The sequence below is a fragment of the Ideonella sp. sgz306126 genome (assembly GCF_056032705.1).
Window position 1 is genome coordinate 741,030 of the sequence record NZ_JBVYWP010000002.1, and the last position, 15,598, is coordinate 756,627.

General features: G+C 70.8%; 12 protein-coding genes. 5 read left to right on the forward strand and 7 right to left on the reverse strand.

Annotated features, from left to right (window positions below):
- Positions 1–41: 41 nt before the first annotated feature.
- Positions 42–1,259 carry an FAD-dependent monooxygenase gene (locus AC0N04_RS07950; RefSeq protein ID WP_474280277.1) on the reverse strand — a complete coding sequence of 406 codons (1,218 nt, stop codon included), beginning with the start codon at positions 1,257–1,259 and terminating at the stop codon, positions 42–44.
- 45 nt (positions 1,260–1,304) lie between these two features.
- Positions 1,305–2,387 carry a CE1 family esterase gene (locus AC0N04_RS07955; protein WP_474280279.1) on the reverse strand — a complete coding sequence of 361 codons (1,083 nt, stop codon included), beginning with the start codon at positions 2,385–2,387 and terminating at the stop codon, positions 1,305–1,307.
- A gap of 68 nt (positions 2,388–2,455) precedes the next feature.
- Between AC0N04_RS07955 and AC0N04_RS07960 the strand changes: the two genes are divergently transcribed.
- Positions 2,456–3,436, forward strand: coding sequence for a potassium channel beta subunit family protein (locus tag AC0N04_RS07960; RefSeq protein ID WP_474280281.1), 981 nt, complete (start codon positions 2,456–2,458; stop codon positions 3,434–3,436).
- Between the two features lie 15 nt (positions 3,437–3,451).
- Here AC0N04_RS07960 and murU read toward each other — a convergent pair whose 3' ends face one another.
- The gene (gene murU, locus AC0N04_RS07965) at positions 3,452–4,162 is read right to left on the reverse strand and encodes an N-acetylmuramate alpha-1-phosphate uridylyltransferase MurU (protein WP_474280283.1); all 711 of its coding nucleotides are present in this window, start codon (positions 4,160–4,162) and stop codon (positions 3,452–3,454) included.
- A 253-nt stretch (positions 4,163–4,415) separates the two neighbouring features.
- On the reverse strand, positions 4,416–4,991 hold the full coding sequence (locus AC0N04_RS07970) for a hemerythrin domain-containing protein (protein WP_474280285.1): 576 nt from the start codon (positions 4,989–4,991) through the stop codon (positions 4,416–4,418).
- A gap of 225 nt (positions 4,992–5,216) precedes the next feature.
- Here AC0N04_RS07970 and tkt point away from each other — a divergent pair, with 225 nt between their 5' ends.
- From tkt to AC0N04_RS07985, 3 genes are all read left to right on the forward strand, one after another.
- Positions 5,217–7,265 carry a transketolase gene (tkt, locus tag AC0N04_RS07975; protein WP_474280287.1) on the forward strand — a complete coding sequence of 683 codons (2,049 nt, stop codon included), beginning with the start codon at positions 5,217–5,219 and terminating at the stop codon, positions 7,263–7,265.
- A gap of 82 nt (positions 7,266–7,347) precedes the next feature.
- Positions 7,348–8,355 (forward strand): type I glyceraldehyde-3-phosphate dehydrogenase, encoded by a 1,008-nt coding sequence (gap, locus tag AC0N04_RS07980; protein WP_474280289.1) that lies wholly within the window; start codon positions 7,348–7,350, stop codon positions 8,353–8,355.
- A gap of 188 nt (positions 8,356–8,543) precedes the next feature.
- Positions 8,544–10,622, forward strand: coding sequence for a S8 family peptidase (locus AC0N04_RS07985; RefSeq protein WP_474280291.1), 2,079 nt, complete (start codon positions 8,544–8,546; stop codon positions 10,620–10,622).
- A 3-nt stretch (positions 10,623–10,625) separates the two neighbouring features.
- Here the strand turns inward: AC0N04_RS07985 and AC0N04_RS07990 are convergent, their stop codons facing one another.
- Genes AC0N04_RS07990 through AC0N04_RS08000 form a run of 3 tightly spaced genes read right to left on the reverse strand, consistent with a single transcriptional unit; the run spans position 10,626 to position 12,840 of the window.
- Entirely contained in the window at positions 10,626–11,435 is an 810-nt protein-coding gene (locus AC0N04_RS07990) for an SPOR domain-containing protein (RefSeq protein WP_474280293.1), read from the reverse strand.
- Positions 11,436–11,444: 9 nt separating this feature from the next.
- A complete protein-coding gene (locus AC0N04_RS07995; RefSeq protein WP_474280294.1) occupies positions 11,445–12,329 on the reverse strand; it encodes a biotin--[acetyl-CoA-carboxylase] ligase in 885 nt (294 codons plus the stop codon).
- A 1-nt stretch (position 12,330) separates the two neighbouring features.
- A complete protein-coding gene (locus AC0N04_RS08000; protein WP_474280296.1) occupies positions 12,331–12,840 on the reverse strand; it encodes an SET domain-containing protein in 510 nt (169 codons plus the stop codon).
- Positions 12,841–12,953: 113 nt separating this feature from the next.
- Between AC0N04_RS08000 and AC0N04_RS08005 the strand changes: the two genes are divergently transcribed.
- A complete protein-coding gene (locus AC0N04_RS08005; RefSeq protein WP_474280298.1) occupies positions 12,954–15,569 on the forward strand; it encodes a DNA topoisomerase III in 2,616 nt (871 codons plus the stop codon).
- The last annotated feature ends 29 nt before the right edge of the window (positions 15,570–15,598 follow it).

Genomic DNA, 15,598 nt, shown 5'->3' on the forward strand with positions numbered 1-15,598 from the left:
CGGCGTGGGTGGCACCGGGCGACCCTGACGGCCCGCCCGGCCTAGCGCCGTCCGTACATCATCTGCCGCGCCAGCGCCGATTTCACCGGCGGCAAGGCCTGCAACGCGGCCAGTCCCAGGCCGCGTACCGCCGCCAGTCCCGGCCATTGCCAGGTGAAGCTGCGGGCGAGAAAATCGGTCGCGGCGATCATGCTCCAGCGGTCCGGCGCGCGGGCCCATTCGACCCGCCTCAGCGCCGCGTCCAGGTCGGCGACGCCGCGCAGCGTCTGCACCAGCGCGAAGGCGTCGCGCAGGCCCAGGTTCAGCCCCTGGCCGGCGACCGGGTGCAGGGTCTGCGCGGCGTTGCCGATGCGCACCTGGCGGCCCTGCACCAGCGTGCGCTCGGCGTTCAGGCCGAGGGCGAAGTGCTTGAGCGGGCCGATCGCCAACAGATGGCCGGCGGCGTCGGGCAGCAGGGTTCGCAGCACCGCCAGGCGCTGCATGTCGCCGAGCACGGCCACCGGATCGTCGTCGGCCGGCACGCACCACACCAGCGATGCCCGGCGGGTGCCCGGGGTGTCGTCGGCACGGGCCGGCAGCGGCAGCAGCGCCAGCGGGCCGTGGCGGGTGAAGCGCTCGAAGGCGCTGCCCGTGGCTGCCTGGGCGTCCATCGTGACGGTGCCGACCCAGGCGGTCTGCCGGTAGTCGCGCACCACGGCCTTGCGGGCCTGGTCGGCGAACACGCCGCCTTCGGCGATCACCGCCAGATCGAACGGTTCGGCGATGCCGGCATCCACTTCGACGCCCGCCGCGACGTTCTTCACCGCGGCCACCGGCGTGCCCAGGCGCAGGCGGCAATGGTCGGGGCGCGCCTGGCAGGCCGCCTCCCAAGCGCGCTGCAGCGGCACGACGATCTGGCCGTAGCCCAGCACCGCGCCCAGCAGCGGCACCGCCTCGTCGCGCGCCCGGATGCGCACTTCGGGCAGCACGCGGTCGCCGCCCAGTGTGGGCGGCGCCTGCGAGACATGCACTTCCAGGATCGGCTGAGCCGCGGTCGCAGGCCAGACCTCCAGCCGCTGCAGCAGTTGCACGCTGCCCAGCGACAGGGCCAGCGTGCGCGGGTCGGCCGCCACGTCCTTGTCGGCGGGGCGGGCGTCGAACACAGTCAGCCGCGCCGCAGGCCACTGGCGCGAGGCGAGCAAGGCCAGCGCAAGACCGACCGGCCCGGCGCCGATCACGGCGATCGACGGGCCGACGGGCGGTGGCAGCGTGGAATTCATCAGCATCCTCCAACGGCGGGGCGGACCGTCCGGCCCCACCCTGCATTATTCGCCCTGGCCGGTTGCGAGGCTGGCCGGGCCGTCCGGAGCGCGCGGCCGGGCCGATGCGGCGCGGCGGGTCTTGAAGAAGGCCCAGGCCTCCTCGGCGCTTTCCAGGTCGCCGTTCTGCGGGCCCACCATGGCGCCGTAGCCGCGCCCGATGCGATGTGCTCGGCTAGGCTCGACATGGCCGCCGCCGTCGATGCGCAGCCATTCGACCTGCAGGCCGCGCGGGTCGCGACCCCAGACGATGCGGGTGGCGCGCGTCGGGTCCCGGGCGTCGAGGTGGGGCAGCGCCACCTGGCGGTCGGGCGCCTGCGGCAGGCCGTCGAGCTGCCGCCAAGTGGTCACGGTGGCGGCGATGCTCATCAGCGTGCCACGCTGTCCGGTGAGCCGCCGTCCCAGCGCGCCGCCGTCCCAGTGCACCAGCGGGTCGGCGGTGCCGGCGATGAACAGCGCGGGCAGCGGCACGCGGGGTGCCGGGCACTGGCTGTGCTGCGGCAGCGCCGCACTGACCACGGCGAACGCCGCCAGCTGCGAGCCCAGCTCCGAGGCCACGCGCAAGGCCATCATGCCGCCGTTGGACATGCCCATCAGGTAGACGCGCTGCGGGTCGGCGCCGTCGACACGGACCTCGCGCTCGATGATCGCCGCGACCAGGCCGACATCGTCGCTGCGCGGGTTGTCCGGCGCGTCGGCGCGGCAATCGTTCCAGCCCTGGCGATGGTCGGCACCTGCCAGGCCGTCGGGCACGGCCAGCAGCAGGTCGTCGCGGTCGGCGATCTCGAGCCACTCGGACAGCGGCGAGGCGATCCGTCCCTGGCCCAGCAACTGGGCGGCCGAGCCGCCGTGACCGTGCAGCAGGATCACCAGCGGGCGGCCGCGCCGCAGCGGCGCCTCGGGCCGCACCCGCCAGACGGTGCGCGGCCCCTCCGGGCGTGGGAGCGCGATCGACTCGATCACGGCGGCGTGCGCGGCGCCGCCGAGCAGCGCCGAGGTCACCAGGGCCAGCGCGGTCCGCCGTCCGGATCGGCCGCCGGGGATCGCGGGGACGCAGAACGGGTTCATCATCGAAGACCTTGCATGCACCGGGCTGGGCTGCGCCAGCTTACCCTGGCAGCCGTTGCACAAGATGTACGAACGAAAAGGAGTGCGCCATGCGTTACCGCCGACTGGGCCGTGCCGGCCTGCAGCTGAGCGAGCTGTCCCTGGGCTCGTGGATCACCTACCACGAGCAGATCGACGTCGACGCCGTGGTCGAGATGATGGCCGCCGCCTACGCGGCCGGCGTCAACTTCTTCGACAACGCCGAGGCCTACGCCGGCGGCCAGAGCGAGGTGATCATGGGCCAGGCGCTCAAGCGCCTGGGGTGGCCGCGGCTGAACTACGTCGTCTCGACCAAGTTCTTCTGGGGCCTGGACCGCCAGGGCGATGCGATCAACCGCAAGGACACGCTCAACCGCAAGTACCTGATGCAGGCCATCGACGGCTCGCTCAAGCGCTTCGGCCTCGACCATGTCGACCTGGTCTACTGCCACCGGCCGGACCCGCACACGCCGATCGAGGAGACGGTGCGCGCGATGAGCGACATGATCACGCAGGGCAAGGCGCTGTACTGGGGCACCAGCGAATGGAGCGCGGCCGACATCCGCAGCGCTTGGGAAACGGCCGACCGCCACCACCTGCACAAGCCGGTGGTGGAGCAGCCGCAGTACCACCTGTTCCACCGCCAGCGCGTCGAGCAGGAGTACGCCAGCCTCTACGACGACCTCGGTCTCGGCCTGACCACCTGGAGCCCGCTGGCCTCCGGCCTGCTGAGCGGCAAGTACGTCGGCGGCATTCCGGCCGGATCGCGCGGCGCGATGGACAAGCTGGCCTTTCTGCGCGAACAACTCACCGACGGCGGCAAGAACGCGGCGGTGGCCCAGCTCGCATCGATCGCCGCCGAGCTGGGGGCCAGCACCGCGCAGCTCGCGCTGGCCTGGGCGATGCAGAACCTGCGCGTGTCCAGCGTGATCACCGGCGCCTCGCGGCTGGATCAACTGCGCGACAACCTGGGTGCGGTGGCCGTGGCCGAGAAGATGACGCCGGAGGTGATGGCGCGGATCGAGGCGATCACCGCGCCGCTCGCCGACTGACGCGCGGCGCGGCCGTCAACGATTCAGCGCGGCCAGTCGCTCGGCGGTGCCCACGTCGGTCCAGCTCCCGGGCCAGTACCGGGCGCGCAGGCGTCGTGCCGCGATCGCGGCCTCCAGCCGGGGCCGCAGCGCGAGCCGGGTGCCGGGGGCGAGATCGCTGAAGAGCGTCGCCCGGAACAGTCCGACGCTGGCCCAGGTGTACTTCTGAGGCGCATCGTGGACGGCGAGTCCTTGCGGGTCGATGCCGAAATCGCCTTGGGGGTGGTGCGGCGCGTTGGGCACCAGCCACAGCAGGCCCCAGTCGTCGCTGACGAGCAGCGAGGCGGCATCCTGCGGGTCGAAACCGAAACCGGGCAGGTAGACGTCCCCCGACACCACCCAGAACACCTCGCGGTCGGTGGGCGCCAGCCAGGGCAGGGCCTTGGCGATGCCGCCGGCGGTCTCCAGCGCGCCGCCGTGGTCGCGCCCTTCCATCGAGTAGTGCAGTTGCAGACCCCAGCGGCGGCCATCGCCCAGCACGGCGGGGAACTGCTCCTCCAGCCAGGCGGTGTTGATCACCACCTCGCGCACGCCGGCGCGCGCCAGCGCCTCCAGGTGGTATTCGATCAGCGGTTTGCCGTGCACCGTCAGCAAGGGCTTGGGGCAGGCATCGGTCAGCGGGCGCATGCGCTCGCCGCGGCCGGCGGCGAGGATCAGTGCGCGCGGGGGCGGTCGGTCGGCGGACATGGGCGGCAGTGTAGGGGGCGCCGCGGGCACCCACGCCGGGTGCAAAAGCCGTGGCTTGGCGATCGCCTCGGTCCGGCCTGTGCGTTCGCACCCCACGCCCGGGCCTGCATGCCCGGGCGCTTCGGCAGGCACTCGCAAGCCCGCAGGGGCTTGCTCGGTCCGGCCTGTGCGTTTCGCACCCCACGCCCGGGCCTGCATGCCCGGGCGCCTCGGCAGGCACTCGCAAGCCCGCAGGGGCTTGCTCGGTCCGGCCTCAGCCCAGTCCGATGGGGGCGGGGGCGTGGTTCAGGATCTGGCGGAACAGCGGCCGGTAGCCGTCCTCGGGTTCATGGCCGGTCAGCGGGTCCTGGTTGGCGGCGAAGGCGGCGTCGAGCTCGGCCCAGTCGGCGGCGCTGAAATGGGTTTCGGCGGCCGGCAGCACCTCGGTCTCTTCGGTGGCCATGTGTTGCAGGTAGGCGGCGATGTAGCGGTCCACGGCCTGCTCGAAGGCCTCGCGACGGCTCTCGCCCATCACCTCGAAGGCCAGCATCAGGTGCTCCAGTTCGCGCACGGCGCGCTCGCCGCTGGCGTGGTCGCGGTCCAGCCGGTCCAGCGTGTCGACCAGTTCCGGCGCGCGGGCGCGCAGCTTGGGAAACAGCAGTTCGCTTTCCTTGGTGTGGTGCAGGCGCTCGGGAAATTCGTCGATGTAGAACAGCATCGCGCGCAGCACGCCGAAGTCGGGCAGATGGTTCTCGCGGCGGGCCTGGGCCAGCAGCATCGGCAGCGAGCGCAGCATCGCGGCCAGGGCGCTGTGTTCATCGCGGATCACGGTCAGTGACAAGGGGCGCATGGGTCATTCTCCGAAGTAGCTGGTTCGCAGCCTGCGCGCCGGTCGTCTTGCGGGCCTTGAGTTGGATCAAGAGTCAACCGATGTGCAAGGCCTTCGCGCGGACCGGCGGGGCCCCCGAGGGCCCGGCTTGGCGGGGCGAGGTGGCGTCCGGATCGGCCGCTAAAATTGGAGGGGTTCGCTTCCGCCTGGCACGGCCCGTGCCGATCCTCTACGCCTCCTCGCCGCATGTCAGCCCACACCCCCCCCAACGAAGTTCCGCAGATGGCCGACGCCATCCGAGCCCTGGCGATGGACGCCGTGCAGCAGGCCAATTCGGGCCATCCGGGTGCGCCGATGGGCATGGCCGACATGGCACAGGCGCTGTGGGCCCGGCACCTGAAGCACAACCCGAAGAATCCGCACTGGGCCGATCGCGACCGCTTCGTGCTCAGCAACGGCCACGCCTCGATGCTGCTGTACGCGCTGCTGAACCTGACCGGCTACGCGCTGCCGATCGCCGAGCTGAAGAACTTCCGCCAGCTGCACAGCCTGACCCCCGGCCACCCCGAGGTCGATGTGACGCCGGGCGTCGAGACCACCACCGGTCCGCTGGGCCAGGGCATCACCAACGCGGTCGGCATGGCGCTGGCCGAGACGCTGCTGGCGGCCGAATTCAACCGTCCGGGCCACCGTCTCGTCGACCACCATACCTATGCCTTCCTCGGTGACGGCTGCCTGATGGAAGGCATCAGCCACGAGGCCTGCGCGCTGGCAGGTGCTTGGAAGCTGAACAAGCTGATCGCGCTGTACGACGACAACGGCATCAGCATCGACGGCCCGGTCAAGCCCTGGTTCGTCGACCACACCGCCGGCCGTTTCGAGGCTTACGGCTGGGCCGTGATCGGCCCGGTCGACGGGCATGACGTGGACGCGATCGATGCCGCGATCGCCCAGGCCAAGCTCAGCGCCGACCGGCCCACGCTGATCATCTGCAAGACCGCCATCGGCAAGGGCTCGCCCAATCGCGCTGGCACAGCCAAGGCTCACGGCGAGCCGCTGGGCGGCGACGAGATCCGGCTGACCCGCGAGACGCTGGGCTGGACGGCCGAGCCTTTCGCCGTTCCGGCGGAGATCCGCGCGGCCTGGGACGCCACAGCCCGCGGCGCGGCCGAGCAGGCCGAGTGGGACGAGCGCTTCGCCGCGTACGCCGCGGCCTTCCCGGCCGAGGCGAAGGAATTCGTGCGCCGCATGAAGGGCGAGCTGCCGGCCGACTTCGCCGAGATCGCCGTCGAGGCGGTGGGCAGCGCCCACGACAAGGCCGAGACAGTGGCCAGCCGCAAGGCCAGCCAGATCGCGCTGGAGCACTTCACCGCCAAGTTGCCCGAACTGCTGGGCGGCTCGGCCGACCTGACCGGCTCCAACCTGACCAACACCAAGAGCACGCCGGCGCTGCGTTTCGACGCCCAGGGCCAGGTCGTGCGCGACGCCGAGGGCCGCCTCGGCCGCCACATCAACTACGGCGTGCGCGAGTTCGGCATGGCCGCCATCATGAACGGCGTCGCGCTGCACGGCGGTTTCATCCCCTACGGCGGCACGTTCCTGACCTTCAGCGACTACAGCCGCAACGCGATCCGCATGGCGGCGCTGATGAAGCAGCGCGTGATCCACGTCTTCACGCACGACTCGATCGGCCTGGGCGAGGACGGCCCGACGCACCAGAGCGTCGAGCACGCGGCCTCGCTGCGGCTGATCCCCAACCTGGACGTCTGGCGTCCGGCCGACACCACCGAAACCACCGTCGCCTGGACGATGGCGCTGGCCAACAAGCACCGCCCCAGCGCGCTGCTGCTGAGCCGCCAGAACCTGCCCTACCTGCCCAAGGAAGATGCCGACGTCATCACCCGCGGCGCCTACGTGTTGTCCGAGCCGTCCGAGGTCGGGCTGAACAAGCCGGCCAAGGCGGTGATCATCGCCACCGGCTCCGAGGTCCAGCTGGCGCTGCACGCGCAGGCCGAGCTGGCGAAGAAGAAGATCGCGGTGCGCGTGGTCTCGATGCCCAGCACCACGGTGTTCGACCGCCAGGACATGGCCTACAAGACGGCGGTGCTGCCGCCCAAGTTGCCGCGCGTGGCGATCGAGGCCGGGGTCACCGACGGCTGGTGGAAATACGGTTGCGCCGCGGTGATCGGGCTCGACCGCTACGGCGAATCGGCCCCGGCGCCGGCGCTGTTCAAGCTGTTCGGTTTCACCGTCGAGAACCTCGTGCTGACGGTGCGGAAAGTTCTGGCGAAGTAACTCGCGCGGGGGCAGACTGGCAGGTCTTGCCCCCGCGGTCCTTTGAAGCGTTCCCTTTTTCATCAAGCAAGGTAGACAGATCATGACGATCAAGATCGGTATCAATGGATTCGGCCGGATCGGCCGGATGGTGTTCCGCGCGGCGGTGCAGAACTTCAGCGACGTGGAGATCGTGGGCATCAACGACCTGCTGGAGCCGGACTACCTGGCCTACATGCTGAAGTACGACTCGGTGCACGGGCGGTTCAAGGGCGAGGTTTCGGTCGAGGGCAACACGCTGGTGGTCCATGGCAAGAAGATCCGGCTGACGGCGGTGAAGAACCCGGCCGAGCTGGCCTGGGGCGAAGTCGGGGCCGACATCGTCATCGAGTCGACCGGCCTGTTCCTGACCAAGGAGACGGCCGAGGCGCACCTGAAGGCGGGCGCGAAGAAGGTCATCATGTCGGCGCCGAGCAAGGACGACACGCCGATGTTCGTCTACGGCGTGAACGACAAGACCTATGCCGGCCAGGCCATCATCTCGAACGCCTCGTGCACGACGAACTGCCTGGCGCCGGTGGCCAAGGTGCTCAACGACAGCTTCGGGATCAAGCGCGGGCTGATGACCACGGTGCACGCGGCGACGGCGACGCAGAAGACGGTGGACGGGCCGAGCAACAAGGACTGGCGCGGCGGGCGGGGGATTCTGGAGAACATCATTCCGAGCAGCACGGGGGCGGCCAAGGCGGTGGGGGTGGTGATTCCGGAGCTGAACAAGAAGCTGACGGGGATGAGTTTCCGGGTGCCGACCAGCGACGTGTCGGTGGTGGACCTGACGGTGGAGCTCAACAGCGAGGCGAGCTACGCGGAGATCTGCGCGGCGATGAAGGCGGCCTCGGAAGGGGCGATGAAGGGGGTGCTGGGCTACACGGAGGACAAGGTGGTGTCGACCGATTTCCGTGGCGAGGCGATGACCAGCGTGTTCGATGCCGAGGCGGGCATTGCGCTGGACAAGACCTTCGTCAAGGTCGTGGCCTGGTACGACAACGAGTGGGGTTACTCGAACAAGTGCCTTGAAATGGCGCGGGTGATCTCCAAGTCGGTGGCGTGACGGGCCCCCCGGCAGCGGCTCGCCGCTGTCGGGCAGACTGCACACGGGCCCGCTTCGGCGGGCTTTGGTTTGTGCGGCGGCGGCCGATAGCCAGATAGCAATACACGGGAAACCGCGACCGGCCTAGACTGGGCCGGCGGGATCACGCGCGGGCCGGAGCGGCCAGGGCGCGTTTTGGGGAGCAGGGCATGGCAAGTCGGTGGCGAGCGTGGATCAAGGGTCTGGGCGCGATGGCGCTGGGCCTGCCCTTGGCGCTGGGTGCGTTGGCGATGCCGGATGCCAACGCCGCCCCGCGCAGCCATGCGCGCAGCACGCGGGTCGAGCCGAGTGCCGGCCAGGGCCGGGTGATCGTGAAGTTCCGCAGCGGCAGCGCGTTGGTGCAGGCGCTGGCGGTCCGGCCGGAGGGCGGGCCGCAGCAGGCGGCCGCGCTGGGCGCACGGCTCGGCCTGAGCCTGCACGACGGCCATGCGATGAGCGCGCGGATGCAGGTCATGACCGCCAGCGGCCTGGGTTCCGAAGCGCTGGCGGCGCGCCTGGCCGCCGATCCCGACGTGGAATGGGCCGCGCCGGACGAGCGCCGCGTCGCCGCGAAGCTGCCCAACGATCCGCTGTTCGCCGCCGGCCAGGCCTCACCCTATCCGGCCGTGGGCCAGTGGTATCTGCGCGGCTACAGCGCTGCCGATCCCACGGACAACCCGCTGGCCGCGATCAATGCCGTCGGTGCCTGGGATACCACGCTGGGGGCCGCTTCGGTGGTGGTGGCGGTGATCGACACCGGCGTGCGGCCGGACCATCCGGATCTGGCGGGCCGCTTCCTGCCCGGCTACAACATGGTCTCGCTGAACACGGCGCAGGACGGCAACGCGGCGGGCCAGTGCATCACTGGCAACGGTTCGTGCCGCACGAACAACCCGACCGACCCGTCCGACCCCGGCGACTGGGTGACCCAGGCCGACGTCAACAACTACCCCACGCTGTTCAGCAGCAGTTGCATCGGTGACAGCAGCTGGCACGGCACCCAGGTCTCGGGCATCGTCGGCGCCAGCACCGACAACAGCCTGGGCATGGCCGGCATCGCCTCGGGCGCGATGATCCTGCCGGTGCGCGTGCTGGGCAAATGCGGCGGCTACGACTCCGACATCATCGACGGCATGAATTGGGCGGCCGGCCTGCCCGTGGCGGGCGTGCCGACCAACCCGCATCCGGCGCGGGTGCTGAACCTGAGCCTGGGCGGCTCCGGCGCCTGCACGTCGGCCTACCAGGCGACCATCGACGCGCTCACCGCGCGGGGCGTGGTCGTCGTCGTGGCGGCCGGCAACGACGGCCTGGCCGTGGGGGCGCCGGGCAACTGCAGCGGCGTCGTCACGGTGGGCGGCCTGCGCCACACCGGCACCAAGGTCGGCTATTCCGACCTGGGTCCGGCGGTCACGCTCAGCGCGCCGGCCGGCAACTGCGTCAACGGGTCGGGGGCCTGCCTCTACCCGATCGTCACCACCTTCAATGCCGGCACCACCACGCCGGTGGCCAACGACGCCTCGTACACCGACGGCCTGAGCCACCCGTCGCTGGGCACCAGCTTCTCGACGCCGCAGGTGGCCGGCACCGCGGCGTTGATGCTGAGCGTCAACCCCGGGATGAGCAGCGCCCAGGTCACCGCGGCCCTGACCGGGACCGCCAGCCCGTTCCCGTCGACGGGCGCGGGTGCCGGGGTCTCGGCCTGCCTGCCGCCCAGCGGCACGGCACAGACCAGCGAGTGCTATTGCACGACCTCGACCTGCGGTGCCGGCATGCTCAACGCCGCGGCCGCGGTCGCCGCCGCGGCCGCGGCCAACCAGGTGCAGCCGACCTTCAGTGTCACACCGGCCAGCCCGCGGGCCGGCGACAGCGTGACGCTCGACGGCTCGTCCAGTCTGGTGGCGGCCGGACATACCGTGGCGACCTGGTTGTGGGAGATCACCTCGGCCGGCACGACCGGGGCCGCATTCACGTCGGCCACCAACGGCGCCACCGCGACGTTCGGCACCACGGCGGCCGGCCAGGTCACGGTGCGCCTGACGGTGACCGACAACCTGGGCAGCCAGGCCAGCGCGGTGCAGACGCTGACCATCGCGGCGCCGGCCGGCACCGGCCAGGCGGCGGGCGGCGGCAGCAGCGGTTCCGGCGGCAGTGGCGGCGGCGGCGCGTGGTCGCCGCTGTGGGCGCTGGGCCTGCTGGCCTGCGGGTGGGCGCTGCCGCGGCGGCGCCGGTCCTTGCCGGTGGCGCGCTGAGCCTCAGGGCGCGCTGCAGCGCCGCCAGGCCGAACCGGGGGCCGAGGCGCCAGCCGACGCGCTGAGCAGCCGGGTCTGTTGGGCTTCGCTCGCGCGGTCCAGCCGCAGGCGGTGCTCGGCGCCGGCCGGCACCAAGGTCAGCAGGTGCGCGGTGTGCACACCGCGGGCCTGCAATTGCTGCAGACGCTGGCGGGCCAGATCCTGTTCGCTGAACCGCCCCAGCATCAGTCCGGGCGCCTGGCCGGCCGGGGCGCCGCTGCCCAGCACCTCGTAGGCGATGCCCAGGTGGCTCAGCTCGTCGGCCTTGCGCTGCAGCTGGGCCATGTCGGTGAAACGCCCCATGTAGATCGCGAACTGGCCGGGCTTCTCGCGGCGGATGTCGACCCAGGCGTCGGGCGCCACGCCCGCCTGAAGCAGGCGCAGGCGGGCCTGCGCCGCGCCGGGGTCGTCCAGCGGCCCGATCTCGAGGCAGCTCGGCGAGGCGGCAGAAGACGCGGCAGAAGCGGCCGCCGCAGCCACGACCGGCGCGGCGGCCGGCGCCGCTGTCGAGGTGGCGGGCGCGTTCGCGGTGGACGCGGCAGCCGAGGCAGCCGAGGCAGCCTCGGTCGGACCCGCCTGCGGGGCCGGTGGGTCGGCCTGCGGTGCGGTGGGGCCGAGCAATTGCACCCGCTCGGCCTGCACCTGGCGCGCCAGGCGCTGCGGTTCGCGTTCGGTCTGGGTCGGCAGGCCCAGCGCCTGCGCCAGCGGCGGCCAGTGCCAGCCCCACCAGACCAGGTTGGCCAGCAACAGGGCCGCGACCAGACTGCGCAGCATCGGCCTCGGTCAGCCTGCGGCCGAACCGGGGGCGGCGGGGCGCACGCTGACCTCGCCGCTGACGATGCGGTGCTCGACACCGGCGTACAGCACGCGCAGCGCGCCATCGCCGGCGACACCCAATGCCACGCCGGCCGGACAACGGGCGTCGGTGGTGGTCACCGGCTGGCCGGCCAGCAGATCGAGCGCCGCAAATTCGTCGCCGAAGGCCGCGAAGCCGTCGTGCTCGAAATCGGCCAATGCCCGGGCCAGGCTGGGGCCGACCTGGGCCAGCACCGATGCCGGCAGGGCTTGCGGCAGGAATTCGCTGATCGAGGCGGTGTCGGGCAGCGGCGTCTGGGGCAGCACGTTCAGCCCGACGCCGACCACCGCCACCCGCTGCTCGCCGACGGTGATGCTTTCGATCAGCACGCCGCCGAGCTTGCGCCCGCCGGCCGGGCCGCCGGGAAGCCAGAGATCGTTGGGCCACTTCAGGCGCAGGTGCTGGCCGGCCGGGTCGAGCGCGCGCGCCACGGCCACGCCGACGGCCAGCGACAGGCCGGACCAGTCCTGGCGCTGCATCGGCACGGCGAACGAGAAGGTCAGCGAGGCGCCGGGGCTGGCCAGCCAGCTGCGGCCGAGGCGGCCGCGCCCCTGGGTCTGCTGCTCGGCCACCAGCAGGGTGGCGCGAAGATCGTCGGCGCGCGTGCCGCGCACGCCGGCGTTGCGGGCGGCCTGGCGCAGCCGCTCGACCAGCTCGACGTTGGTCGAACCGACCCGCTCGACGACCTCGATGGCCAGATCGGGCCACCAGGGCCGCATGGCTTCCCACAGCGCCTGGCTGCCCCAGCCCGCGCCAGGGCGCTCGCCCCGGCTGACCAGGCGGCGTTCGGTATGCAGTTCGGCGAGGGGCATGTCAGCGACGGCGGCGAGTGTCCAGCATGGTACCGCTGCAACTCGCCGCACCGCAACGGCAGGCGTAACGCTTCTTGAGCGCCGGCGTCCGGCGCTCATCGATGGTCAGGCCATAGTGGTAGTTCAGTTCCTCGCCCGGAGCGATCGCCCGCAGCGCTTCGATGAAGACCCGACCCTGGTCTTCGGTGGCCTCGCAGTTCGGGTCGCAGGAGTGGTTGATCCAGCGCGACGCGTTGCCGCCGTAGAGCGCGTCGATGCAGCGGCCGTCCTCCAGCGCGAAGTAGAAGGTGTGGTCGGGTTGGGTCACGTCGTGCGGGTGGCGGCGCAGCGCCTCGTCCCAGTCGATGACCTCGCCGGTGTATTCGATCAGGCGTTCGCCGGGCTCGATCGCCTGCAGGGCGAACACGCCCTTGCCATGCACGCCGCTGCGGCGCACCTGAAGGCGGCGGCCGTGGCCTTGCGGGCGGGCGCGCGAGGTTTTGGCGACAGTGGCTTGCGGGGCTGACTTCATTGGGTACATTGAAAACATGGGCGCGCGTGCGCGTGTACGCGTAAGCGCGCGAGAGACGGGCGATTGTAGGCACGGGTCCGCAAGGGCTCGCCGGAAAACGAACCAAGCATCACATGAGCAAGTCACTGATCATTGCCGAGAAGCCCAGCGTCGCACAGGACATCGTGCGCGCGCTGACGCCCGTGGCGGGCAAGTTCGAGAAAGAGGCGGACCACTTCGAGAACGAGAAGTACATCGTCACCTCGGCGGTGGGCCATCTGGTGGAGATCAAGGCGCCCGAGGAGTACGACGTCAAGCGCGGCAAGTGGAGCTTCGCCCACCTGCCGGTGGTGCCGCCGCATTTCGACCTGGCGCCGATCGACAAGGCCAAGTCGCGCCTGACGGCGGTGGTGCGGCTGGTCAAGCGCAAGGACGTGACCGAGCTGATCAACGCCTGCGACGCGGGCCGCGAGGGCGAACTGATCTTCCGGCTGATCGTGCAGTACGCGGCGGGCGCCAAGGCGCCGATCGCCAAGCCGGTACGCCGCCTGTGGCTGCAGAGCATGACGCCGCAGGCGATCCGCGACGGCTTCGACAAACTGCGCAGCGACGAGCAGATGCTGGGCCTGGCCGACGCGGCGCGCAGCCGCTCGGAGGCCGACTGGCTGGTGGGCATCAACGGCACGCGGGCGATGACGGCCTTCAACTCGCGCGACGGCGGCTTCTTCCTGACCACCGTCGGCCGGGTGCAGACGCCGACGCTGTCCATCGTCGTCGAGCGCGAAGAAAAGATTCGTAAACACGTGCCGCGCGACTACTGGGAGATCAAGGCCGGCTTCGGCGCCGCGGCCGGCGACTACGACGGCAAGTGGTTCGACCCGGCGTTCAAGAAGAACGAGGACGCCGACCGTCGCGCCGACCGGCTGTGGAACGAGGCCGAGGCCAAGGCCATCGCCGACGCGGTCAAGGGACAGCCGGGCGTGGTCACCGAGGAGGCCAAGCCCAGCAACCAGAGCAGCCCGCTGCTGTACGACCTGACCACCTTGCAGCGCGAGGCCAATTCGCGTTTCGGGTTCTCCGCCAAGACCACGCTGAGCCTGGCCCAGGCGCTGTACGAGAAGCACAAGGTGCTGACCTACCCGCGGACCGATTCGCGCGCGCTGCCGGAGGACTACCTGCCGACGGTCAAGCAGACCTTTCAGATGATTGCCGAGGAGGAATTGCCGGGCCCCCTCAAGGCGCTGGCCCAGCATGCGGCCAAGGGGCTGAAGGAGGGCTACGTCAAGCCGGTCAAGCGGGTCTTCGACAACACCAAGGTTTCGGACCACTTCGCCATCATCCCGACGCTGCAGGCGCCACGCAGCCTCTCTGAGGCCGAGGCCAAGCTCTACGACATGGTGGTCAAGCGCTTCATCGCGGTGTTCTATCCGGCGGCCGAGTTCATGGTCACCACGCGCATCACCAAGGTCGCGGCCCAGGGCGCCACGCACCACTTCCAGACCAACGGCAAGGTGCTGGTGAACCCGGGCTGGCTGGCGGTCTACGGCAAGGAGGTGCAGGACGAGGACGCCAACCTGGTGCCGGTGCAGCCCGGCGAGACGGTGAGCAACGAGGGGGTCTCGCTGGCCGCGCTGCGCACCAAGCCCCCGGCGCGCTACACCGAAGCCACCTTGCTGAGCGCGATGGAAGGCGCCGGCAAGCTGATCGACGACGAGGAGTTCCGCGAGGCGATGGCCGAGAAGGGCCTGGGCACGCCGGCCACGCGGGCGCAGGTGATCGAAGGCCTGATCCTGGAAAAGTACATGCTGCGCGAGGGCCGCGAGCTGATGCCCACGGCCAAGGCCTTCCAGCTGATGACGCTGCTGCGCGGCCTGGGCGTCGAGGACCTGACCAAGCCCGAGCTGACCGGCAACTGGGAATACCAGCTGGCCGAGATGGAGCACGGTCGCCTCAGCCGCGACGCGTTCATGACCGAGATCGCCAAGATGGCCGAGCGCATCGTGCGCAAGGCCAAGGAATACGACCGCGACACGATTCCCGGCGACTACGCGACGCTGAAGGCGCCGTGCCCCAAATGCGGCGGCGTGGTCAAGGAAAACTACCGCCGCTTCACCTGCACGGGGGGCGGTGCCGGTACGCCGGCCGCTGGGGGCTCGGAGTCGGAGGGCTGCGGTTTCAGCATCACCAAGAGCCCGGCCGGGCGCAGCTTCGAACTGCATGAGGTCGAGCGCTTCCTGGCCGACAAGAAGATCGGTCCGCTCGAAGGCTTCCGCTCCAAGGCGGGCTGGCCGTTCACGGCCGAACTGCGGCTGGTGTTCGACGACGAGATCGCCAACTGGAAGCTGGAGTTCGACTTCGGCGAAGACGCCAAGCAGGCCGAGGATGGCGCACCGGTGGACTTCTCGGGCCAGCACAGCCTGGGCGCCTGCCCCAAGTGCCAGGGCCACGTCTACGAGCACGGCACGAACTACGTCTGCGAGCACGCGGTGGGCGCGCACGTCACCTGCGACTTCAAGACCGGCAAGATCATCCTGACCCAGCCGGTGGACCATGCCCAGGTGCACAAGCTGCTGACCACCGGCAAGACCGACCTGCTGGAGAACTTCGTCTCGAACAAGACCAAGCGAAAGTTCAAGGCCTTCCTGGCCTGGGACAAGAAGGAAGGCAAGGTCGGCTTCGAATTCGAGCCGCGCGCCGCCAAGGTGCCGGCCAAGAAGGCCGCGGCGAAAAAGACCGCCGCGGCCGAGTGACGCGGCGGGCGGTCCGTCCGCGGCTGATC

Bases quoted from the DNA above. Each gene is read 5' to 3' on its own strand.
- AC0N04_RS07950 (WP_474280277.1), bottom strand. From the start codon at position 1,259: ATGAATTCCACGCTGCCACCGCCCGTCGGCCCGTCGATCGCCGTGATC.
- AC0N04_RS07960 (WP_474280281.1), top strand. From the start codon at position 2,456: ATGCGTTACCGCCGACTGGGCCGTGCCGGCCTGCAGCTGAGCGAGCTG.
- murU (WP_474280283.1), bottom strand. From the start codon at position 4,162: ATGTCCGCCGACCGACCGCCCCCGCGCGCACTGATCCTCGCCGCCGGC.
- AC0N04_RS07970 (WP_474280285.1), bottom strand. From the start codon at position 4,991: ATGCGCCCCTTGTCACTGACCGTGATCCGCGATGAACACAGCGCCCTG.
- tkt (WP_474280287.1), top strand. From the start codon at position 5,217: ATGTCAGCCCACACCCCCCCCAACGAAGTTCCGCAGATGGCCGACGCC.
- gap (WP_474280289.1), top strand. From the start codon at position 7,348: ATGACGATCAAGATCGGTATCAATGGATTCGGCCGGATCGGCCGGATG.
- AC0N04_RS07985 (WP_474280291.1), top strand. From the start codon at position 8,544: ATGGCAAGTCGGTGGCGAGCGTGGATCAAGGGTCTGGGCGCGATGGCG.
- AC0N04_RS07990 (WP_474280293.1), bottom strand. From the start codon at position 11,435: ATGCTGCGCAGTCTGGTCGCGGCCCTGTTGCTGGCCAACCTGGTCTGG.
- AC0N04_RS07995 (WP_474280294.1), bottom strand. From the start codon at position 12,329: ATGCCCCTCGCCGAACTGCATACCGAACGCCGCCTGGTCAGCCGGGGC.
- AC0N04_RS08000 (WP_474280296.1), bottom strand. From the start codon at position 12,840: ATGAAGTCAGCCCCGCAAGCCACTGTCGCCAAAACCTCGCGCGCCCGC.
- AC0N04_RS08005 (WP_474280298.1), top strand. From the start codon at position 12,954: ATGAGCAAGTCACTGATCATTGCCGAGAAGCCCAGCGTCGCACAGGAC.